At 64.3% G+C, this 3357-nt stretch carries 3 protein-coding genes and 1 pseudogene; 2 read left to right on the forward strand and 2 right to left on the reverse strand.

Annotated elements, in window-relative coordinates; all coding sequences use genetic code 11:
* Window positions 1-871 (forward strand): alpha-isopropylmalate synthase regulatory domain-containing protein (locus tag VGN68_RS00335; protein ID WP_327472749.1); only part of this gene is annotated, 871 nt, incomplete at its 5' end.
* Between the two features lie 7 nt (window positions 872-878).
* Window positions 879-1418, forward strand: a complete 540-nt coding sequence (locus tag VGN68_RS00340; RefSeq protein WP_327472751.1) for a GNAT family N-acetyltransferase — start codon at window positions 879-881, stop codon at window positions 1416-1418.
* Window positions 1419-1668: 250 nt separating this feature from the next.
* Here VGN68_RS00340 and VGN68_RS00345 read toward each other — a convergent pair whose 3' ends face one another.
* Window positions 1669-2028, reverse strand: coding sequence for an endonuclease domain-containing protein (locus VGN68_RS00345; RefSeq protein ID WP_327472753.1), 360 nt, complete (start codon window positions 2026-2028; stop codon window positions 1669-1671).
* A gap of 475 nt (window positions 2029-2503) precedes the next feature.
* Window positions 2504-3285 (reverse strand): annotated as a pseudogene (locus VGN68_RS00350) (IS5 family transposase).
* Between the last annotated feature and the right edge of the window lie 72 nt (window positions 3286-3357).

Raw genomic sequence — 3357 nt, forward strand, 5'->3', positions numbered from 1 at the left:
CATCGCGCTGAATATGTACACGCAGGGGGTCGACCCCGGGCTCGACTTTTCGAACATCGACGAAGTCATCGCGACGGTCGAATATTGCAACCAGCTCCCCGTCCACCCGCGCCACCCCTATGGCGGCGAGCTGGTGTACACCGCCTTCTCGGGCAGCCATCAGGACGCAATCAAGAAAGGCTTTGCCGCGCGCGAGCGCCAGAATGACGAGCGCTGGGAAGTCCCTTATCTGCCCATCGACCCCGCCGACCTCGGCCGCAGCTATGAAGCAGTAATCCGCGTCAACAGCCAGTCGGGCAAGGGCGGCGTCGCCTGGGTGCTCGAACAGGACAAGGGGCTGAAACTGCCCAAGAAGATGCAGGCCAGCTTCAGCCATGTCGTGCAGGCGCTGGCGGATGAGACCAGCCGCGAGCTGACCGCCGACGACATCTGGGGCGCGTTCGAAACCGCCTATCTCAAGGTCGAGGACAAAAGATTCCAGCTCGTCGACTGGTCCGAAAGCCACGCCGCCTCAGATAGCCCCTCCCCTTCAGGGGAGGGGTTGGGGTGGGGTCCAACGGCGCAGAACCGCCCCAACCCCGAACGCATCTTTGCTGGAGTCCTCCGCATCGACGGCCAGCAACGCAGCGTCAGCGGCCGCGGCAACGGCCTGATGAGCAGCGTCATCGCCGCGCTCGCCGAATCCGGCGGCCCGGTCATGGACATCGTCGACTACAGCGAGCACGCGATCGGCCAGGGCAGCACCGCCCAAGCCGCCGCCTATGTCGAATGCCGCACCGCGGACGGCAAAAGCGTCTTCGGCTGCGGCCTCGACACCGACGTCGCGACCGCCAGCGTGCGCGCGATTCTGAGCGCCGCCAACGGCGCCTGACATCGTAATGACGCTCCGCCACCGCCTCGCGCAGCCGTCGGACCTCGACGCGCTGCACGCGGTGATGGCGCTCGCGATCGCCGAACTGCAAAAGGGCTTCCTCGACGACGCCCAGATCGCCGCCAGCCAAGCGGTCATGGGCCTCGACACCCAGCTGATCGCCGACGGCACCTATTTTGTCATCGAGGCGGAGGGTCGGATCGCGGGCTGCGGCGGCTGGTCGCACCGCGCGACGCTTTACGGCGGCGACCACGCCGCGAACTTGCGCGACCCCGCCCCGCTCAACCCCGCCACCGACGCCGCCCGCATCCGCGCCATGTACACCCACCCCGCCTTTGCAAGGCAGGGCGTCGGCCGCATGGTGATGGCGCTCTGCGAAGCCGCCGCGCAGCAGGCCGGTTTCGCCCGCACCGAGCTGATGGCCACCCTATCCGGCGAACCCCTCTACCGCGCATGCGGCTATAGCCCCATTGAGCATGTCGAAGCACCCGGCCCCAACGGCGCCACCGTCCCCCTCATCCGCATGGGCAAGCAGCTAAGCAACTAAGCAGCTAAACCAATCCTCCCTGTGGCCAAAGGCCATGGGGAGGTGGCAGTCCGAAGGACTGACGGAGGGGCTTTTAGCGCCACGCCGCCGCCCCTCCACCATCGCCTACGGCGACGGTCCCCCTCCCCATCGCTACGCGACAGGGAGGAATGCGAAGCGAAGCGAGCCCAAATCCTCCCTGTGGCGAAGCCATGGGGAGGTGGCAGCCGCAAAGCGGCTGACGGAGGGGCCATAGCGCAACGCCAACGTCCTAACCCGCCAAAACCAACCGAACCAACCCCTCAACCACCCCATCCACATCGCGCAAAACATCCGCTGCCGCGACCCGCACCACCGCAAACCCCTGCCCCCGCAGCCAGTCATCGCGCACCAAATCGCGCTCCACCCGAAAATCATGCGCCAACCCATCAACCTCGACGATCAACCGCGCATCCGCCGCATAAAAATCCGCCACATACACCCCCACCGGATGCTGCCGCCGAAACTTCACCCCACCCGGCCGCCCCCGCAACCGCTGCCACAACATCACCTCAGGCAAAGACATCTCGCGCCGAAGCCCCCGCGCTTTCCTGACCGTCCCCCTAGAAGTCTGGCGCACCCCAACCTCCACAATATCCTCCCTGTGGCGCAGCCATGGGGAGGTGGCAGTCCGCAGGACTGACGGAGGGGCAAAAACGCAACGCCCCACTCCCCACCAACACCCGCGGCAACACCCCCCTACCTAAACCACAACAATCAACCCAAAAACCCCAACCCCCACCACGCCGGACCAAAAAATCCTCCCCGTGGCAAAGCCATGCGGAGGTGGCAGCGCAAAGCACTGACGAAGGCGCCAAACGCACCGCCGCCGCCCCTCCACCACCCTACGGGCGGTCCCCCTCCCCATGCCTACGGCACAGGGAGGAACCTGATACGAAACGACCACCCAAAACCCTCCCTGTCGCGAAGCGATGGGAAGGGGAGAGGCGCATTGAACCCGGCAGGCAAAAGACCTCGCCCGAAGATAATTAGGCAAATATACCGAAAAAACTCATTCTTCGATAAGTCGACCATCGAACGAGTAGTTTTTTCCGTCGATTACCAGGCTAGGCCGTGTTGACAAAAGACTTCAACCATAGGCGCGAGGCGGCGAGGTTGAGGAAGCTTTCGAACGAGAGGATGGTCTTGTCATAGCGGGTGGCGATGCGTCGTTGCTGTTTGAGTTTGCCGAACATGCGCTCGACGCGGTTTCGGTCCTTGTAGCGGCGATAGTCGGGATGCTCTGGCACCTTGCGGTTCGAGCGAGGCGGGATGATCGGCAGGATGCCCCGGGTCAGCAGGCTTTCCCGGAAGTGATCACCATCATAGCCCTTGTCCGCGAGCAGCGCCTTGGGTGTGGCGACGGGGATCGCCATCAGCGGTTCGGCAGCGGTGTAATCGGAAGCCTCGCCGCCGGTGAGGATGAAGCCGACAGGCAGTCCTTGATTGTCGCAGCGGGCGTGGATTTTGCTCGTAAAGCCGCCGCGTGATCGACCAAGAGCGTTCGCACAAGCCCCCCTTTTCCGCCCGCTGCCGAGACATGGCCGCGAACGCTGGTGCTGTCGATCATGTGTTGCCAGTCGTCGGTCAGACCCAGATCGACCAGCGTTTGCAGGAGAGCATCCCAGACACCCTGTTCGGCCCAGCGACGGAAGCGCACATAGACCGAGTTCCATTTGCCATAGCGCTCGTGCATGTCGCGCCAGGGGCAGCCGACCCGCAGCACGTGAAGCATTCCATTGAGAAAGCGCCGGTTATCGCCCGCCGGCCGCGCCCAGCGACCGCGCTCAGGCGGCAGTAGCGGCCCGATCAGATCCCACTCCGCGTCCGACAAATCCCCGCGACCCATGACTGCCCCTCAAAAAGCAGTCTTGAATCAGAACAAGGCGGGTTTGGGAATCCCTTTTGTCAACACGGCCTA

The sequence above is a fragment of the Sphingopyxis sp. genome (assembly GCF_035998965.1).
GTDB lineage: Bacteria > Pseudomonadota > Alphaproteobacteria > Sphingomonadales > Sphingomonadaceae > Sphingopyxis.